This window comes from Jiangella alba (genome assembly GCF_900106035.1).
Lineage (GTDB): Bacteria > Actinomycetota > Actinomycetes > Jiangellales > Jiangellaceae > Jiangella > Jiangella alba.
Window position 1 is genome coordinate 504,036 of record NZ_FNUC01000004.1, and the last position, 17,292, is coordinate 521,327.

Annotated in this window: 15 protein-coding genes and 1 tRNA gene; 11 read left to right on the forward strand and 5 right to left on the reverse strand. The window is 66.9% G+C overall.

Annotated elements, in window-relative coordinates; genetic code table 11:
• The first annotated feature begins 205 nt into the window (after window positions 1-205).
• The 6 genes from BLV02_RS20145 (at window position 206) to BLV02_RS35765 (ending at window position 7,101) form a co-directional block, all read left to right on the forward strand.
• The gene (locus tag BLV02_RS20145) at window positions 206-757 is read left to right on the forward strand and encodes a hypothetical protein (RefSeq protein ID WP_069109847.1); all 552 of its coding nucleotides are present in this window, start codon (window positions 206-208) and stop codon (window positions 755-757) included.
• A complete protein-coding gene (locus BLV02_RS20150) occupies window positions 754-1,047 on the forward strand; it encodes a hypothetical protein (protein WP_069109848.1) in 294 nt (97 codons plus the stop codon). The genes BLV02_RS20145 and BLV02_RS20150 overlap by 4 nt, the downstream gene beginning before the upstream one ends.
• 92 nt (window positions 1,048-1,139) lie before the next feature.
• A complete protein-coding gene (locus BLV02_RS20155) occupies window positions 1,140-1,394 on the forward strand; it encodes a hypothetical protein (protein ID WP_083288325.1) in 255 nt (84 codons plus the stop codon).
• On the forward strand, window positions 1,391-1,714 hold the full coding sequence (locus BLV02_RS20160; protein WP_069109850.1) for a hypothetical protein: 324 nt from the start codon (window positions 1,391-1,393) through the stop codon (window positions 1,712-1,714). The genes BLV02_RS20155 and BLV02_RS20160 overlap by 4 nt, the downstream gene beginning before the upstream one ends.
• A gap of 801 nt (window positions 1,715-2,515) precedes the next feature.
• Window positions 2,516-4,666 (forward strand): hypothetical protein, encoded by a 2,151-nt coding sequence (locus tag BLV02_RS35760; protein WP_141711417.1) that lies wholly within the window; start codon window positions 2,516-2,518, stop codon window positions 4,664-4,666.
• Window positions 4,667-5,271: 605 nt separating this feature from the next.
• A complete protein-coding gene (locus tag BLV02_RS35765) occupies window positions 5,272-7,101 on the forward strand; it encodes a hypothetical protein (RefSeq protein WP_141711418.1) in 1,830 nt (609 codons plus the stop codon).
• A gap of 20 nt (window positions 7,102-7,121) precedes the next feature.
• Here BLV02_RS35765 and BLV02_RS20165 read toward each other — a convergent pair whose 3' ends face one another.
• On the reverse strand, window positions 7,122-7,760 hold the full coding sequence (locus tag BLV02_RS20165; protein WP_171906665.1) for an HAD family hydrolase: 639 nt from the start codon (window positions 7,758-7,760) through the stop codon (window positions 7,122-7,124).
• Between the two features lie 129 nt (window positions 7,761-7,889).
• Between BLV02_RS20165 and BLV02_RS37235 the strand changes: the two genes are divergently transcribed.
• Window positions 7,890-8,621: a phage integrase central domain-containing protein gene (locus BLV02_RS37235; RefSeq protein WP_425432596.1), complete on the forward strand. Its 732-nt coding sequence runs from the start codon at window positions 7,890-7,892 to the stop codon at window positions 8,619-8,621.
• Window positions 8,596-9,081 carry a tyrosine-type recombinase/integrase gene (locus BLV02_RS37240; protein ID WP_216094036.1) on the forward strand — a complete coding sequence of 162 codons (486 nt, stop codon included), beginning with the start codon at window positions 8,596-8,598 and terminating at the stop codon, window positions 9,079-9,081. The genes BLV02_RS37235 and BLV02_RS37240 overlap by 26 nt, the downstream gene beginning before the upstream one ends.
• A 54-nt stretch (window positions 9,082-9,135) precedes the next feature.
• Here BLV02_RS37240 and BLV02_RS20175 read toward each other — a convergent pair.
• Window positions 9,136-9,208: transfer RNA gene (locus tag BLV02_RS20175), tRNA-Lys, on the reverse strand.
• A gap of 211 nt (window positions 9,209-9,419) precedes the next feature.
• Here BLV02_RS20175 and BLV02_RS20180 point away from each other — a divergent pair.
• Window positions 9,420-10,787 (forward strand): FAD-binding oxidoreductase, encoded by a 1,368-nt coding sequence (locus tag BLV02_RS20180; protein WP_069109853.1) that lies wholly within the window; start codon window positions 9,420-9,422, stop codon window positions 10,785-10,787.
• Window positions 10,788-10,839: 52 nt separating this feature from the next.
• Here the strand turns inward: BLV02_RS20180 and BLV02_RS20185 are convergent, their stop codons facing one another.
• Window positions 10,840-12,459, reverse strand: coding sequence for an exo-alpha-sialidase (locus tag BLV02_RS20185; protein WP_171906666.1), 1,620 nt, complete (start codon window positions 12,457-12,459; stop codon window positions 10,840-10,842).
• Between the two features lie 208 nt (window positions 12,460-12,667).
• On the opposite strand from BLV02_RS20185, the gene BLV02_RS20190 reads away from it, so the two are divergent.
• A complete protein-coding gene (locus BLV02_RS20190) occupies window positions 12,668-14,692 on the forward strand; it encodes a hypothetical protein (protein WP_069109855.1) in 2,025 nt (674 codons plus the stop codon).
• Window positions 14,693-14,755: 63 nt separating this feature from the next.
• Here the strand turns inward: BLV02_RS20190 and BLV02_RS20195 are convergent, their stop codons facing one another.
• Together BLV02_RS20195 and BLV02_RS20200 are read right to left on the reverse strand one after the other, a co-directional pair.
• Window positions 14,756-15,709 (reverse strand): carbon-nitrogen hydrolase family protein, encoded by a 954-nt coding sequence (locus BLV02_RS20195; RefSeq protein WP_069109856.1) that lies wholly within the window; start codon window positions 15,707-15,709, stop codon window positions 14,756-14,758.
• Between the two features lie 194 nt (window positions 15,710-15,903).
• On the reverse strand, window positions 15,904-16,302 hold the full coding sequence (locus tag BLV02_RS20200; protein WP_069109857.1) for a MerR family transcriptional regulator: 399 nt from the start codon (window positions 16,300-16,302) through the stop codon (window positions 15,904-15,906).
• 55 nt (window positions 16,303-16,357) lie between these two features.
• Between BLV02_RS20200 and BLV02_RS20205 the strand changes: the two genes are divergently transcribed.
• Window positions 16,358-17,251: an NAD(P)-dependent oxidoreductase gene (locus tag BLV02_RS20205; RefSeq protein ID WP_069109858.1), complete on the forward strand. Its 894-nt coding sequence runs from the start codon at window positions 16,358-16,360 to the stop codon at window positions 17,249-17,251.
• The last annotated feature ends 41 nt before the right edge of the window (window positions 17,252-17,292 follow it).

The following is a 17,292-nucleotide window of genomic DNA, read 5'->3' on the forward strand; positions in this document are numbered from 1 at the left end:
CAGCGATGATGCCGATCCGGACTTGTCGAGCCTTCTCGTCGATTCGAGCCGGCATCGCTTCAATTCCATGGGCCAAACCGTGGGCCCCGGGGCCGGCGCGGGGTCCGCCGTGAGGCGTGCTGGACCTCATCCCTAGTCGCCCCCGGCCGGTGCGCGAACACCGGGCCGGGGACTTGATCCCACCTGAGCATGCAGGAGGAGACCCATGGTCACCGTACCGAAGCCGAAGACGCGAGAGATCATCACCCGCGCTCCGTTCGTGCATCCCGACGTCGGCGAGATCGTCGCCTTCCACGACGAAGAAGGCCCGACCATCGATGTGACGATCCGCCCGGAGGGCAGCGAGGAGTACGCGCACTTCGGTCTCACCGCGGCCGACGCGCATGAGCTGGCGGACGAGATGCACCGCATCGGCACCATCGTTCAGCGGGCCGGCTGGACCCCGGCCCTCTTGTCCGACGCGCGGACGTATCTGCCGGGCATGACCGATGAGCAGATCATCGAGCGACTGGACCGGCTCTACCGCCGGTGGGGCGGGCTCGTGATCGGCTACCGCGGCCGGCTGGATCGTGCCGCCGGTCGAGCGCTCGCCGTCGAGGTCCACATGGAGACGCTGGAACGCTCGGCCGCGCTGGTCGAGCAGCACGCCGAGAGCCTGTCCGGGGTCCCGGAGCTGGCCGACCGACTGGCGGAGCTGCGTTCGTCGTTGGAGGACGTGCGCCAGCTGTACATCGCTGAGCAGGAGCGCCGCCCGTGACCGGGCCGGTCGACCGCAATGCGGCGTGCTCGGTGAAGTGGTGTGACGAGACCGGCACGCACACGGTGCACCGCAAGTACCTCGCATCAGTCAAGGGTGGGATCAACGGCGGCGGCCTGGTCGGCGTCAACGTCGCGCAGCGAGTACAGCCGCGGGCGTCAGTGTGCGTCGAGCTGACGGTGACCACCCCGTGGGCGTCGACGGCCGGCTACCTGCTCGCGGCGCCGAGCGTGCCCGACATCGCGGCCGCGCTGACCGAGGCCGCCGAACGAGCCACGGAACTGGGATGAGGCCGGCTGACAGGAACGACCGATGACGACTGTCACTACTCGTAGTAGGGTTGTAGTAGATGAACGTGGACTGGACACACGGTGCCGCACACATGTGGGAGCAGCACCAGGTGACCGAGCAGGAGGCGAACGAAGCACTGGCCGACCCGCAGGCCGCGGTGCTCGATCCGGACACCAAGAGCAAGTCCGGGAAGAGCATCCGGGTCATCGGGATGTGCCGGTCACGGGAGGAGCTGTTGACGGTGATCCTGGTCCGCGACCCGCGAGTGTCGTGGCTGTGGGGCGCGAACGCCTGGCCGTCGAACAGCACCGACCGGCGCGAGTATATGAAGAGGAGCAGGAGATGAGCGGGATCGAGGAGACGATCAAACAGATCCAGGCCGAGTCCGAGGCCACGAGGGACGAGCCGTATCCGGAGGGCACGACGTTCACCCAGCCGAACCTGGCCGAGTCGGTGGTGCAGTCGGTGCGGTTGCCGGCGGCGGAGTTCGCGAAGATCGAGCAGATCGCTCGTGAGGCCGAGCTGCCGGTGTCGGCGCTGATCCGTGGATGGGTGCTCAACGCCCTGGCGGCTCGGGAGAACGCCACGTTGAAGGACGCGGTGAACCGGCTCATCTCCGACGCCGACGAACTGCGCCGCTTCATCGACAGCGACCCAGCCGCATAGGCCGGGCAGCTCGAGGCCGTGACCACTCTCCGGCGTCGTCCTCGTAACTGCCGCCTCTAGGCCGAAGCGAAGCGTGTCCAGGGTCGACGCAGTCGATCGCGGAGCGACACGGAGCGCAGCGCAGTGCCCTTGACTCGCGCAGTGCAGGCCGGATCATGGCGGCGTGAGGGGGACGCCCCTGACAGGCAGACCCGGTTCACGGTTGGCCGGCGACGGTGGAACGACTCCGCTGTCGCCGGCCTTCTGCATGCCGAGCGGCCGCCGGCCGGGCCGCGGGAGGGACCGGCCGCCAGGCCGCATGCCCGACCCGGCCCGCAGCCGAGCGGGCCGCGCGGCGAGCGCAGCGAGCCGCCTTGACGGAGTAAAGAAAGTTCTCACCACGCCCTGTCCCGGCCGGGTGTCCTGTCACGGGTGATGCTCGACAGTCGCGTATCAGTTGATGCTTGACACCCGACCGAGAGCGCCGCTAGTTCAGGTCACAGCTGGTCGCTTCGAAGCCGCCGTCCACGGCCCAGATCAGGTCGATGGATGCGGAACGTACGAGCTTCTCAAGATCTGCTCGCACCCGCGATGGGAGCAGGATCGCCTTGCGAGCCGTCGGCACGAACCGGACGTAGTCGGCGAGCTGGCCGATCGCCCGCGGTCTCGTCGTAGAGGTCGGTGAACGGCTCGATGACGGCGTACCCCGCGCCGTACGACGCACCACCACCTAGGGTGGATCTTGTGCTGTCCGGGTAGGGGCCCTATTGTCGCCACATGTCTCGATTGACCAGCCTCGGATCATTCGCATCGAATCGCCCTATGGGCGCATCTCTGGAACTTGTGGAGGATGGTTCGGATGCGTCCTTCACGCTGAAGGCGGTGCCGCCCGTGGGCTATGTCTGGCCAGACATCCGACTGGACAAGCAAGACGCTCAATCGCCGATCATTCTAGTGACGGCACCGGGCGCGATGGGAAAATCTGCGGCGGCGCAGGCAATCGCTGCGCGTACGAACGCTCCGTTTGTTGACCTTGCGAGGTTGGCGATCGGCAGCAATAGCCTTACTGGCTTGCTCACGACAGTCCTTGGCTGGGGTCAGGCGTCATCGCTAGTTGCGGGCCTCCACAGTGGTAAAATGTCACTCGTACTAGACAGCCTGGATGAAGCGCACCTCGCAGCCGGGAGTACGCATTTCTCCGCTTTCATGCGCAACATCGCTGATCTCGCCAGGGGCGCTGAGCCGAGAAATCAGTTTCTTATATTTGGTCGCCGCGACACCTTGGAAACCGCATACCTCGCGCTTGCCGACCAGGGAATAGAACCAGACCAAGCCACGATCGCGAGCCTTACCTATCAGCAGAGTTGCGATCTGATCAATCTCGTACTTGATCAGACGATTGTCGACGGCCATGAGTATACGAACCACAGGACCCACGCACAGCCGTTCGCAACTCATCGGGACGGGACGCTTCAAGATATGGCTGCGGCGCTTGGGAGCGACAAGTCGACAGCGGCTCAGGCATGGCCGGAGGTTGGGTCGTTTCTCGGATATCCGCCTGTTCTCCTTGTGCTCTCCAAACACCTTGCGGTTGACAACTTCGCGGCAACGCTCGCGAGCCGAGTTAAAGACGGTGCCCTCGCGGAGCGATCAGTAAAAGGGACCCTCCTCCGGGAGGTGGTGGAAGGGATTCTCGATCGCGAGAGCGCGAAGGTCCGGAGCCAATTGCCTGATGCCCTCGGATATTCAAGTCTGGATCCAGAAATTGGCCTTCTGTATTCGCGGGACGAACAGGTGCGCCGGATCGCGAACTATGTATTCGATACTCCACTCAAGATTGATCTCCCCAACTCGCTGCCCGAGTCGACGCGCATTATCTACGAGGACCAGATTAGCTCCTTCCTGCCGGATCACCCGTTCCTGGATGGGCGGAACATAGGAAACGTGGTATTCAGGGACTATATCTATGCGTTTATGGCAACCTCGCCCCATTATGGCCTCCACGGCGAAGCGCGCCACCTGGTCGCCAGTATGCAGCCTGGGCCGTTTCTGGTCCACTTCGTTGAGGCGATGGCTGCGAGAGAGAACGATCTCGGTTCTGCATTTCTGCGAGAAGAGATGATCGACGCGGTAATTAAGTCGCACAATGCGGGCACGGCAAAGCCTGGCCCGTTTCTATATTCGCAGTTTGGGGATCGCGCACACCTTGTTCTTTCGGACAATCCGAACCTTGCAGCGAGTGATCTCTCCTCGATCTCCTTCGAGATTGAAGACGTGTCAGGGGTAATTGAGCTACGTAGCCCGATCGCTCGTGGTTACGTCTTCTCCACTGATGGCGGGTTGACTATTTCCAGCGGGACTGACGAGATACTCCTAGGTCCAGAGTTTATGGTGGTCGTGGCAGTACTGGAGATGCGCGCAAAGAACCTCCTTGCGACGTCCCATGACGGCCAGAAAGGAATGACGGAGGGCCTGGGTGCCGTACTTATTGTTCGAGATTCGATTGACCATGACCCTGAAATGAAGGTCAGGGCTGTTCCGTTGGGTGCGTTGAACGTGTCCTTCCCTGAGATATGGCACCAGTTTAGGCAGTATCGGATGGAGAGCGGACTCGCGCCGGTTCCATCGGTGGATGAGAACGTTTCGTGGCAGGTAATGTTCGGGATTAGGCGAATCCTTAGCGTGTTTCAGTCGAGCGTGAAGGCTGATCCAAGTATCTACCGCGAGCGCATCGACCGAATCACCGTGGGTAGCAACCCTGTGTTTAGGGCCACCCTTGATGCGCTTATCGAAATAGCTGTAATTTCAGTAGAAACCAATCTCTACCGACTAAATCTTGCGAAATTGGCGGAATTTGGCGTCAACTACGCAGCGGTGCGAGGGACAGACTTTGCCTCAAAATTGAAGCAGTTGCACGCCGAAGTTTGCAAAAAAGCACCTGTTCTCGCGCTACTTCGCGGGGACGCCACGTGACCGAGGTACCAAACACGGCATGGATCCCTATGGCAGATCCGTCTCGTCGCACTCGCGCACGAACGGACCACCACGCCGAACCTCAGAACGCCGGGCCAAGCCTCACTGCCTACCACCCCGGAGCCGCCGCCGACGTTGTTTGAGCACGGCCGTCTAGCCATGCGCAGAACGCTGCGGGGGTTCTCGGTAGGCCGTATCTTGTGCTCGCGCACGTACGCATCGAAGGCCTGGGCGATGGCCTGCGCCCCATCCGGCGACAGCCGGACCCTCGACCTGCGATGACGAGCCATAGAGCCGCAGTACCCACGCCGCGAAGCCTCACACGCCAGCCAAACCCACTCGACACTTGCGAGACTGCGCCGCCGGCCGATCGCACGGCGGCCTGCGAGAATGCGATGGCTTGCCGTGGGTCACCGAGCGCCAACGATTGGTTGACCAGTGGAGCCAGCACATAGGCCGTGGGCCTCCAGACGCTAACGAAGACCACCGGGAGGTGCGGAGCTCCGCAACCATCGCATCGCACGCAGACGATCGAGACGTAGTGTCCGCCCCAGATGCAACGATGTCGAGTCTGAACGCTTGGGATCGGTGGGGGAGCGACTTCAATGCCGCGCGACGAGGCCGAACGACTTCGGCGACTCTTTGGGGCTCATGAGCCGGAGGAACTGCGCACGTACCTTGCGGTTGCTGACGGCCGCAAGTACATTGCGGGCTCGACGGTGCGCGCGCTTGGCCAGTTTAAGCGCCTTCTGAGCGGCCTATATGTCCCCGAGAAGGTCGCGACGAGTACGGCGCCAATGGACCTTGTTGCCGTATACGTAACGCTCCGAGAGCTGTCTAATGGCCGAGTGAATGCCGAACAAACCACCGCCGCAATATCGCGTTTCTCAAAGAGCGCACTGATTCGCACGTGCGCACTCTTCATGGCTAACTATCGTGCCGATCCAAAGCATTTGGACAACTGGAACTCATTGCTCCTAGAGTCGCTCAACGATGGCCCTCGCGAACGCGCCATGAACTTGCTGCGGCAGGGTCGCGTCCTCTTAACACCCCAGGGGGCGCTTGTGCTGGCAAAACTGGCTTTGGCGTATGCCCAGCCCGAGCCTCAACGTATGGATCCTCTCGCGGCCAACTGGTTTGGCGTGCTGGTTATCGGCATACACGACCTCCTGGAAAGCACGAGCGCAGCTAGAGCCGACGGCGACTCCGACACGGAAAGGGCTTCGCTCTCGCAGTGCTTGGAGCTATCAGCGAACACATGGTTTAATAGAATGCTAGACGATGTTACTAACATTCTTGCGCTATATGAACGGCGTTGGGCTAATCCCCGCCGTAGAAGTGCTTTTCGAGCGGCCGAGGCTTTCGAGCGGACTCAGGGCTTTCCCATCGAGGCTCAGGCTAGGGTGGCCATAGCTCTATGGGCAAGCGCTTACGCAAGCAAGCGGCCCACAGTGCAGCGGGCATATCTATCAAGTCTTGGGATTGACGAGCAAACGATGACACGGATCCTCGACCTAATATCGGTCTCGATAGTTGACGCCGAGGCTTCAGTGAATGTGGAGATTGCGCCATCCTCATTCGCATGGAACTTTGACACATTCGAACGATATCCCGTGCTTCGTGATACAGATGACTCGCTAATAGTCATGGACCCAGCACTCTTGCTACGTCGGTGCCTCGGTTGGGCGCCGGTCTATGACCTGGCAGAGGCGGGCACCGCTACCAGGCATGGTCTTGCCCGCGTTACTGAGGATTACGCGCTGGAAATTCTCCAGGAAATGTATCCGCATGAAGGGGTTAACAAGCGCCTCTATGTCGAGGCTGAGTTGCGCAGCGCCTTTCCAGAAGGGCAGATTGCCGACGCTGCGGTTGACTTCGGCACTTCGTGGGTGGTTTTTGAGTTGACGTCTCGCATACCGCTGCGCGGCGTCGTGCACGGTGAGAATACCGACGACCTCGAACAGCAGATCGATATCGTGCTTGAAGAGCTTGAGCAGATTTCGTCCACCATAGTGAATATCTCTGACGGAGCACATCGCCTGGTCGAGCACGCGGCTGGGCCTACACGAGAACGGCTTCGCTTCTATCCCGTGGTGGTATTTACGGAAGGCTTTCCCACCAACCCAGTCTTGCTGGCTGAGATTCGCGACCGAGTTCGGACGAGGCGGCTATTTGACGGCCACGACGTCGCTCCAGTTGAAGTTATTGACATTACCGAACTTGAGCTACTGGAGTCCGTAGTTGAGCATGGCGGACCAACGATACCCGAGCTGCTAGAGGACAAAGCCGCGTCGAGCTTCTGGTCAGACTCTTTGAACAACTATCTTATATCCGGCTCACGACTAAGGCTCGTTCGCGCTTCTCGCATTGATTCACTCTTTAATGCCCCACTTGATCGGATTATTGCGCTGCTTGAGCAGAGAGAAGCGAGATAGTCGACGTCGTTAGGAACCGTTTATATGTGCTGCAAGGCGGGCACAAGGTCGCTCATCGCGTAAATGACGGTGGAAGCGCCTGCTTTTTTGAGGCGCGCGTCCTTGCCGACTTTGTTCGCGTATCCGATGGCGGGTACACCGGCGTTTCGGCCCGCCTCAATGTCAGTCACCGAGTCACCCACGAGGACGCACTCAGCTGGCACCACGTCGAGGGCTGACGCGGCTTCAACAAGATAGAACGGGTCGGGCTTCATCAACCTCGGATCCGGCGTACGTCGTGCGGCGATGTGATCGATGAACTCCATCAAGCCGTGCCGATCCGCGTACGCCTCGACAGCCGCCGCGGAGTTGTTGCTGACCACCGCGACCTGGCGCCCACTTCGACGCGCGGCCAGCATGACATCGACGGCTCCAGGTGTCGGGTCGGCCGAGGCGGCGGATTCCACTTCTGAGGCCACTAGGTCGTCGGAGATCTGCTTCGTGATCACGAGACCTAGGGCTTTGCTGTGATGGTAGATCGACAGTGGGTCGTTGTCGTCTGCGAGCTCTGGCCCGATCTCCACGCCCAGTTGACGGAGTGATCGTCGAAGCCGATCGGCAACAGCCCTCGCCGGGAGGCCGGCGAAGACGCTACAGATGGGGCCGTCGAAGTCGAGCATCAGGAGCTTGACTCCGGACATTAGCTGGGCGAGCTGTTCGCTCGTGCCGGCCGCTCGTGTGGGTCGTGGGTTGCGGTACGTGCGCGCTGATGTCGAGGCGTGGTTTGCGGCGCAGATCGAGGCTGCGTGATGGGCCGCGCACCGCTGCCGATCGGCACGTGGGGCAAGATCCGCACCTACGTCGACAAGGTCGACGACAAGGGGAAGCCGATCCGGCACCGTGCCATCGCTCAGTTCCGCGACTTCGACGGTCACACGAGGCCGGTCGAGGCCCACGCCAAGACTCCGACGGCGGCCGCCAACGCCCTGCGGCAGAGGCTCAGCGAACGGTCCAAGGCCGGCCGCACAGGCGAACTCACAGCATTGCACCGCTTCGCCGAAGCGATCGACCTCTACGTCGCGAAGTTCAAGGAACGCGTCGAGGCTGGCAAGCGGTCCGCAGGCACGTTGGAGCTCTACGAACGGCACATCAAGAACCACGTGCGGCCGGCGCTCGGGGAGGTCCGTCTTGGCGAGATCTCGACGCCGCTGCTGGACAGGGTCATCGGGAAGATCAAGAAGAAGTCCGGCGCGGCGACTGCGAAGACCTGCCGGAGCATCATCTCCGGGATCATGAAGCTGGTCGTCCGCTACGGCGTCATGTCGGTCAACCCCACGCGCGAGGTCGACAGCATCGAGTCCGAGCCGAAGAAGTCGCCTCGTGCGCTCACGGACGCCGAGCTGACGATGTGGCTCGACCAGCTCCGCACTGAGCCCATCGCCATACGGTGGGACTTGCCCGACCTCACCACGTTCATGCTCCGCTACCGGCTGCCGCATCGGCGAAGCGCTGGCCGTGACGTGGGAGCAGATCAACCTTGAAGCCGGAACCGTCGAGCTGACGCACACCGTGATCCGGCTGACCGGCATCGGTCTGATCCGGAAGAAGACCAAGACCAGTGCCGGTGAGCGCCTGCTACAGCTCCCGCTGTTCGGCATCGTCATGCTTCGTCGCCGGTTCGCCGAGGGCGTCCGACTCGATCAGCCGGTCTTCGCGAGCACAGTAGGTGGACTGCGCGATCCGTCGAACGTTCGGAAGGTGCTCCGTCAGGTGCGTGGCGACGGAGCCTTGGCGTGGATCACGTCGCACGCGTTCCGTAAGACGACGGCGACCGTTCTCGACGATGCGGGCCAGTCCGCGCGTCAGGTGGCGGATCAGCTCGGGCACTCGCGACCGTCGATGACGCAAGATGTCTACATGGCGCGGCGTGTTCTGAACCCGACAGCCGCGGGCCTGCTCGATGACGCTCTACAGACGACGGTGGTGGAAAACCATGGGTAAAGCATGGGCTCTGCTGTTGGTCGCTCTGAGTCGATTCGCTGACCTGCTCGTTTGTGGGCCCCCAGGGGATCGAACCCTGAACCCGCGGATTAAAAGTCCGCTGCTCTGCCAATTGAGCTAGAGGCCCCGCGGACAGGCTACCCAGTACCCGCGCCCCCGGCCGAACCGGCGCGAGCGGCGACGCGGGCTGTCTATGCGGGGCCGCTGACAGAACGCTGACGGTACGTGGCGGAAAAACGTGCGGACTCTGTCAGTGCGCACGGGTTGAATGGGTCTTCCACGCCGCACGGGCACACCTTCCGGCCCCGGCGTGGTGACCTCGAAGGAGAACCGCCCTCATGACCACGCTCGACGTCTCCGCAGTTCGTACTCGCTTCACCGGCCAGGTCGTCGCCCCCGGCGACGACGGCTACGACGGCGCACGTGCGCTGTTCTACGGCGGCCACGACCCCCGGCCCGCCGTCGTCATCCGCCCGGCCGATCCGGCCGAGGTCGCCTCCGTCGTCAGGCTCGCCCAAGAGACCGGCCTCGAACTCTCCGTCCGCTGCGGCGGGCACAGCCCCGTCGGCCACAGCGTCGTCGACGGCGGCATCGTCCTCGACCTCGCCCACCTGCGCGCCATCGCCGTCGACGTCGAGGAGCGCACGGTGTGGGCGCAGGCCGGCCTGACGGCGGGCGACGTCACGAAGGCGCTGGCCGAGCACGGGCTGGCCGTCGGCTTCGGCGACACCGGCACCGTCGGCATCGGCGGCATCACCACCGGCGGCGGCGTCGGCTTTCTGTCGCGCAAGTACGGCATGACCATCGACAACGTGCTCGCCGCCGAGGTCGTCACGGCCGACGGCGAGATCCTGCAGGTCGACGACACCCACCACCCCGACCTCTTCTGGGCCATCCGGGGCGGCGGCGGCAACTTCGGCGTCGTCACCCGGTTCAAGTACCAGCTGCACGAGGTGCCCGGCGTCGTCGGCGGCATGATCCTGCTCCCGGCCACGCCCGAGGTCATCCACGGCTTCCTCCGCGAGGCGGCCGCGGCGCCCGAGGAGCTGTCCGTCATCGTCAACGTCATGCCGGCGCCGCCGATGCCGTTCATCCCGGCCGAGCACCACGGCTCCATGGTGGTCATGGGGCTGGTCTGCTACGCCGGCCCGGCCGAGGAGGGCGAGAAGGTGCTGGCGCCCATCCGCGCGCTGGCCGAGCCCATCGCCGACTTCGTCCGGCCCATCACCTACGCCGAGATGTTCATGGAAGAAGGCGACGACGAGTACCACCCCACCGCCACCGCCCGCACCATGTACGCCGACGAGCTCGACCTCGGCCGCGTCACCCAGATCGTCGAGCAGCTGCGCACGGCGCCGGCCCCCATCCGGGTCGCGCAGTTCCGGCCGCTCGGCGGCGCCGTCGACCGCGTCGCCGCCGACGCCACGGCGTACGCGCACCGCGGCCGGGCGTTCATGGTGAACATCGCCTCGTTCCTCGACGGCCCCGACACCCGGGCCGAGCGCGAGCAGTGGGTCCTCGACACCTCCGCCGTCGCCGAGAACGGCGTCCCCGGCGCGTACGTCAACTTCCTCACCGAGGACGGCGCGACGCGGGCGCGCGAGGCCTACCCGGGCGCCACCTGGGACCGGCTCACGCGGGTGAAGCAGCAGTACGACCCCGGCAACCTGTTCCGCCGCAACGTCAACATCCCGCCCGCGGGCTGAGTCGCACCGCTGGGGTGGCCGGCTGCGGCCGGCCACCCCGGTGCGCTCCTCGTCAGCGGGCGAGGTTCAGCTCGGCCAGCATCGACGCTCCGTCCGACGCGGTGATGACGATCTTGACGTGCCGGGCCGTGCTGCGATCGATCTCGGCCCAGGCGATCTCGCCGGCCACGGAGACGTGCCCGGTGCGCACGTCGACGGGGTCACCCCAGGTCACGCCGTCGGACGAGAGGTAGACCGACGCCGTCTCGGCGTAGCCGGGCTTGAGGTTCAGCCCGATCCACGAGATCCGCTGCGGCGCGGCGAAGCTGAGGGTGAACTGCCGCGGCGCCTCGGCGGTGGCGACGGGGCCGAGCGAGGAGTACCAGTACTCGGCCACGCCGTCGACCGCGCCGCCCGGCTGGGCGGTCGGGTGGTTCCGGTGGCTGCTGGTGAGGTCGGTCGTGTAGGTGGCCTCGCCTGCGGCGACCATGGCGGGAAGGTCCAGGACGGCGTCCGGTGCGGGCGCCTCGGGCTCCGGCGTCTGGATGCCGAGGTAGTCGCCGAGCGAGCTGAACGTGCCGACCACGGCGTGCAGGTTGGTGTCGTAGCTGACCGTCAGGAACCGGCCGCCGCGCACGACGGCGGTGCTCGGGTCGCCCTGGTCCACGTTCTGCTGCGACATGTACAGCAGGACGGGGTCGGTGTCGGTCCAGGCCTGGTTCTGGCGGCGCAGCCGGCCCACGACCGGCTCGTTCGAGCCGTAGTCCCGCCCGCCGTAGGTGAGCAGCACCCGGCCGCCCGGCAGCGTCATCAGGTCCGGGGCCTGCATGCTCCACGGCACCTTGCTCGCGACGCTCCAGGTGCGGCCGCCGTCGTAGGAGTCGCTGACGAATCCCGGCCGGATCACGGCCGTCACGTGCCCGCCGGGGAGGACGGCCAGCTCGGTCTCGGACAGCGCGACGCCCGGCTCCGCGGGCAGCATGACCTCGTTCTCCAGCGGCCAGGTGCGCCCGCCGTCGGTGCTGCGCACGACGCTGGCGCGGCCGAGCGTGGCGTCCGGGCGCGTGCCGTAGAGGGGGATCAGCAGGTCGCCGTCGTCCAGTTCGACGACCTCACCGGACTCCGCCGCCCAGCCCAGGTGGTACGCGCCGCTGCGCACACCGCACCCGCAGCTCATCGACGACTCCACCAACGCCGGCTCCGACCACGTCTGCCCGCCGTCCTCGGAGCGCACCACGTAGGTGCCTCGGATCGTTGCGGCCGCGTCGGGATATCCGGTCCAGTCGGTCTGGAACCAGGTGATCACGATGGTCCCGTCGCGAAGCTGGGTGATCTGCGCGTCACGGTCGTCGTACGAGGTGTCGATCACCACCCGCGCCTCGGACCACGTCGTCCCGCCGTCCGTGCTCTCCGTCCACCGCACCTGGCCGTCGTGATCGCCACCGGGGATGCCGGCGGAGTGCTCGTTGTTCCAGTAGTAGACCGTGACCAGCCGGCCGTCGTCGAGGTGCACGATCTCGGGGAAGAACGGCTTCTGGTCGCCCTCGGGCGTCGCGATGAGCACGTCGGGCTGGGTGGGGTCGTCCGGTCCGGCGCCGGCGGGCGCCCCGGCAAGGCCGCTGACGACGAGGGCCGAACCCGCGATCAGGGCGCCGAGCAAGCCCTTGCGGCGGTTCCGGGGAAGTCTGGTCATGACTGCTCCTTTCGATGCGTGGCCGTGCGGCACTGCCGTTCGAGAGAGCGCTGACGCAATGGCGGAACTCAACCTGGCATAGCGTTCCGTGTCAAGAGTCAGACGTGGTGAGCGGCCTGCCAGCCGTGGACGGGCATTGACATGGAACGTCATTTTGCGCTTTCTTCAACGCAACGCGACGTCGGTCCGATCTCCGTGGAGTGATCAGATGAGGCTGTCTCGACGACTGTCCGCCCCCGCCGCCCTGGCCGCCGCGTCCGCCGTCATCGGCGCCGCGCTGACCCTCGCCCTGGAGCCCGCCGAGCCCGCCGAGCTCGCCGGGCCGGGTAGCGCCGCCCCACCGGGGCCCTTCGGCGCCGCATCTGCCGTCCTGACGAGCGACGCCGCCGCCGAACCCGTCGAGGTCGAGGTGCCCAACGCCGGCTTCGAAGAGGTCGACGGGGACGGCTGGGCGACCGGCTGGCGGCTCGATCCCGCCCGCGCCCAGACGGCCACCGTCGTCGAGGGCGACGCACACGCCGGCGAGCGCAGCCTGGAGGTCGTCGACCCGCCGGGCAGCGGCATCGCGATCTGGTCCAGCCCGGTCGAGTCCGTCCGCGACGGCGAGTACGAGGCGTCGGCCTGGATCCGCACCGTCTCGGGCGTGCCGGCCTGGCTCTACCTGGAGTTCTACGACGCCAACGGGCGGCGGGTGAGCGAGACCCACGTGACGCCCGAGGCGTCGGCGACGTGGCAGCGCGTCACGGTCGCGGGCACGGCGCCGGCGGCGGCCACCACGCTCAAGCTGCTCGTCTACGGCTCCAACAGCTCGGCCGGCACGAGCTACGTCGACGACGTCGCGCTGCGGCTGCTGAACCCGCCCCCGCCGTACGACCCCGTGATCGGCCAGCGGACGCAGCTCTTCCACGACCTCGACCGCGTCGACACCCTGACGCACGTCGGCCGCGTCGTCCACGAGGGCGAGCTCACCGACCAGCCGATCCTCAGCCCGGACCGGCCGTGGGAGGCCAACAACGTCTACCTCTACGGCAGCGTGCTCTTCGACGAGGACGAGCAGCTGTACAAGATGTGGTACCACTCGTACAACTGGGACCTGGGCGAATACCTGAACCTGTACGCCACGTCGCGCAACGGGCGCACCTGGGACAAACCCGAGCTCGGCGTCTACGAATTCGACGGCTCGACGGCGAACAACATCGTCATCGGCGACAACATCCACAGCCCGTCGGTGCTGAAGGACCCGTTCGAGGACGACCCGGCCCGCCGCTACAAGATGATGGCGATGGACTACGAGCAGGGCTACGTGGTCTATTTCTCCCCCGACGGCGTCCGCTGGACCGCCTGCGGGTGCAACCCGGTGAGCACCGGCGCCGACGTCGCCAACATCTTCCAGGACCCCGAGACCGGGGAGTTCGGCGTCATGTGGAAGCAGCCCGACCTGCGGCCGGTCCCGAACATCCGGTACGCCTTCCTGTCCACCAGCGCCGACTTCGAGACGTGGAGCGAGCCGGAGTTGGTGCTCGCCGCCGACCAGCGCGACCAGCTCATGGCCACGGCCGACGGCCACACCAACGCGCAGATCTACGGCTTCCCGGTCACCGCGTACCAGGGCGGCTGGGTCGGTTTCCCGTGGATCTACAAGCCAGGCGGCGGCACGCCGGGCATGGCCGGTTCCGGCCCGGTCGACGTGCAGGTGGCGTTCAGCGACGATCTGCGGACCTGGACGCGCGACGACCGCCGCAGCGTGATCCCGCGCGGCGTCCCGGGCTCGTGGGACGCCGGCATGATCTACACCGCCAGCTCCCTGGTGCAGACCGGCCGCGACCTGCGCCTGTACTACTCCGGCTGGGACGGCTTCCACGACGGCTCGCCGAACCGCGGCGCCGCCATCGGCATGGCGACCTGGCGGGTCGACGGCTTCGCCTCACTGGCCAACGGCGGCGACCAGCCCGGTGTCGTCACGACCAGGCCGCTGGTGTTCGACGGCCGCGCCCTCAGCGTCAACGCCGCCCTGGCGCCCGGCGGCACGTTGCGGGTCGAGATCCTCGACGCCGACGGCGAGCCGATCCCCGGCTTCACGCTGGAGGAGAGCCGCAAGGTCATGGGCGACCGCACCGACCACCGCATCCGCTGGTCCGGCGCCCACGACCTCAGTGCCCTGGCCGGGACGCCCGTCCGGCTGCGCTTCCACCTCGACGACGGCGACCTGTACTCCTACCGGTTCCACGGCTAGGGCCCCGCGACGGAGGTCTCGCTGCCGTTCCGCAGTGGCAGCGAGACCCCGCCGGTGAGGCCGTCAGAGACTGACGCGGTCGCGGGTGCGGCGGCGCCAGTCGCGGGCGTACGGGCTGAGCTCGTCGTCGCGGTGGACGCCGGCGACGGCGACGGCGGGAGTGCCGTCGGGCGGGCAACTGGCGGACCAGCCGCCGCGCGGGCCGATGATGCCGGCGTGCGGGCCCGACGCGTCGGCGGGGACGGCGAGGCTGATCCAGTAGCTGTTCGCCGCCGCGTAGCCGCGGGCCTCGGTCGTGACGGTCTCGCGGCCGGGCACGCCGCCGGTCTCGTACGACACCAGCACGCCGTCGACGTCGAGGCGTTCGTACTCGGTGAACAGCTCCGGGAAGTGCACGTCCATCCCGAGCGCGAGCCCGAGCCGGTACCCGTCGACGGTGACGGTGACGGGCGCGGCGCCGGGCTCGTACAGGAAGCTGAGCTTGGTGTTCGACAGGGTCCGCTCGTCGTAGCGGGCCACCACCGCGCCCTCGTCGGAGACGACGTACAGGCTGTTGTGCGGACGCGACGGCGCCGGGCGTCGGTGCGGCGCGGCGAGCACCGTCCAGATCGCCAGCTCATCCGCCAGCCGGGCGACCTGCCCCAGCTCGTCCTCCAGCACCGTCCACGCGGCCCGGCTCCAGTCGGCCGGCCCCGCCTCGTCCGGGCCCAGTTCGGAGAGGGCGTACTTGTCCGGGAAGCAGATCGCCCCCTCGGTGAAGTGCACCAGCCGCGCGCCCGCCGCGGCCGCGTCCGTCATCAGCCGGCGCACCTCGGCGCCGCTGGCACGCAGGCCGTCGGCGTCGGCGGGGTCGGTGCGGACGGTCGACTGCGCGACGGCGATGGGCAGCGGCGCCGCCCTCGGTGGCTCGTCGGCGGACGGCTCCGGGCGGACGTTGCGCAGCGCGGCCGTGTACGACTCGCCGGTCTTGGCGGCGCGGGCACGGACCCGTCGTTTGAGGTTTCGGTCGGTTGTCATCGCTGGCCTCCCACGCACTCGCACGTGATCCCCCAGCGATCCCGTCCGAGGCGGTCGACCAGGACGAGCGGCTCGAGATCAGAAGTCCCTTTGCCTTCAGGTGCGAGGCCGGGCTGGGGCCGGCCGGCGAAGGTGAGGCGGGAGCCACGCCAGGCTCACAGCCTGTCGCACCGGCTCGGGCCGCGTCAACAGGATCAGGCCGCCCCGTGCGCCGCGACCCAGGCGTCGTACTCGGCGTCGTCGTCGGGGGTGCGGTCGATCAACGCGACCAGCTGCGCCCGCGCCGTCGTCAACTGCTCGATCGCAGACGTCAGGCGGTCGCGCTCGGACTCCAGCGGCGGCAGCATCGACCGGCAGCCGGGCATCAGCCCCTCGCCGGTGTCGACCATGCACGGCAGCAGGTCGGCGATCAGGTGGCTCGGCAGCCCGGCCGCGAGCAGGGACCGCACGTGCCGCACCGCATCGACGTCGGACGGGGCGTAGTCGCGGTAGCCACTGGGCAGCCGGGCCGGACGCAGCAGGTTCTGCTCCTCGTAGTAGCGCAGCGCGCGCTCCGTCACGCCGGTCCGCCGGGCCAGTTCGCCGATCCGCATCGCATCCTCCGTCGACTTGACTCTCACGTCAGCGTGAAGGTTTAGCGTACCCGCCATGACGACATCTCCGCAGGTCACGGTCCTTGGACTCGGCAAGATGGGGCAGGCGCTCGCCCGTGCCTTCCTCGCCCACGGCCACCCGACGACGGTCTGGAACCGCTCCGCGGCGAAGGGCGACGCCCTGGTGGCGGCCGGCGCGAGGCGGGCCGCGAGCGTCGCCGACGCGGTCGCGGGCGCCGGCCTCGTCGTGGTGTGCGTAGTCGACTACGCGGCCGCGCGACAGCTGCTCGAGCCGGCCGCCGCGGCGCTGCGCGGGCGCACCGTCGTGAACCTCACCGCCGACACGCCCGACGCAGCGCGCGCCATGGCCGCCTGGGCCGCCGATCACGGCGTCGACTACCTCGACGGATCGATCATGACGCCGACGATCACCATCGACACGCCGGACGCCGCGCTGATCTACAGCGGGCCGGGCGACCTCTACCGCCGCCACGCGGCGACGCTGGCCGCACTCGGCGGGACGCAGCGCCACCTCGGCGCCGACCCCAGCCGGGCCGCCGCCTTCGACGTCGCGCTGCTGGACCTGTTCTGGACGGCGGCCGCCGGCATGACGCACGCGTTCGCGCTGGCCAAGGCCGAGGGCATCGACGGCGCGGACCTCGTCCCGCTGGCCGAGGACATGGCCGGCCTGCTGAAGGCCTCGATGGCCGAGCACGGCGCCCGGCTGGACGCGGATCGCTACGACGCCGACATCGCGGAGCTGAGCACGATCGCCGCCGGCCTCGAGCACGTCGTCACGGCATCGGAGCGGCGCGGCCTCGACACCGCCGTCCAGCGTGCCGCGCTCGCGCAGATGCGGCGGGCCATCGAGGCCGGGCACGGCGGGGACGACCTCTCGGTGCTCAGCGCCGCGCTGCTCGCCGAGCGGGAGGCGGTCAGCCGGGCCTGACCAGCGGCATCTTTGCGCCAATGGCGCCTACCGGCCACGCC